The sequence below is a fragment of the Streptomyces sp. NPDC094034 genome (genome assembly GCF_040303865.1).
GTDB lineage: Bacteria > Actinomycetota > Actinomycetes > Streptomycetales > Streptomycetaceae > Streptomyces.
The window spans coordinates 1-1,115 of sequence record NZ_JBEOUD010000139.1; the positions used below are offsets into that span (position 1 = coordinate 1).

General features: G+C 69.8%; 1 protein-coding gene. It reads right to left on the reverse strand.

Features of this window, described 5'->3' with window-relative positions:
- Positions 1-350: 350 nt before the first annotated feature.
- Positions 351-848, reverse strand: a complete 498-nt coding sequence (locus tag ABTZ59_RS37240) for a hypothetical protein (protein ID WP_351426076.1) — start codon at positions 846-848, stop codon at positions 351-353.
- Positions 849-1,115: the final 267 nt, after the last annotated feature.

A 1,115-nucleotide genomic window follows, 5' to 3' on the forward strand; every position in this document is an offset into this window, starting at 1 on the left:
CATATCTCCTATCTCCTCATGTCGTGGCAGCAGGCAAGCATCGTAATTCGGGGGCCGGGACTCCGCTGCATCGTCCGGCCGCCTAGGTGTTCATCCGTGCACGAGCGGAGACGGCCTTGGGTCCATGGATCTCTCAGGGTTCTCCTGTAGCCATGCGGCTTCTCCAGCAGGGCTCCGGCTGGATGCCGGGCTGCTGTGCTGGAAGCTGCGGCCTCAGACTCTGGCAGCAGCACGGTCCCGAACAGGGCCGCTCGTCCGCTCGGCCGGGAAGGAGTGTGGGACGTGGCTGTCACGAGCCGATTCCTTCCAGTTCGTCGATCAAAACGGAGGCGCACGTGGTGCAGCGGCCGTCACTGTTTGGGGCGGGCGCGCCGGGGTGTGGGGCCGGGGCATGTGCGGCAGAGCGGCCAGTGGAGGCAGGCGGGGCAGAGGTCTTCGCCGGGGGCAGTTCGGGGGACGCCGCAGCCGGTGCATTCGACGAGGGCCCGGTGGGCCAGGGCCTCGCTCACCGTGCGCGCGGCTGCAGGGGTGGTTGGCTGTGGTGGCGGGGTGTCCCACGGGGGATGGCCGTCGCGGTTGGCGGCCGCGAGGGCGGGTGGTGGGTATGCCTGGGCGGTGCGGAGGCGGGCGGCGATGATCGCGCCGACTGTGGCGCGGACCGGGTGTGGCAGCGGCCGGGCAGCGATGACGTGTTGTAGCTGCTCGCGGCTCCAGCCGGCTTCCAGCATGACGGTCACGGCGCGGCCTTGGTCGGTCAGCGCCTGGCCGGTCAGCAGCAGTTCGGGGCGAGCCGCTCCGAGTTCGAGCAGCATGAGGATCCCCGGATGCATCTCGTCCGCTGCGGGCACGGGCCGCGGGATCGTCGGTGTGCCTGGCTGGTTTGTCCGTACAGGTGGGCGCCTGGTGTGGGGGCTGCGGGGACGGAGGGGTCTGGTGTTCTGCTGGGTGGTCTTCTTTCCCTTGGTGTTCTTAGTGCCGGGATCAGCCGGCGTGGGCTCAGCCAGTCCTGGAGATCCCGACTCTGGTTGTGTGCTGGGTTTTGCGGGTCGGGCTGGTCGGTGATGAGGTACAGCGCTCGGCCGAGCGTGCCGTCGGCGTTGCGGTCGCGGGTGCGG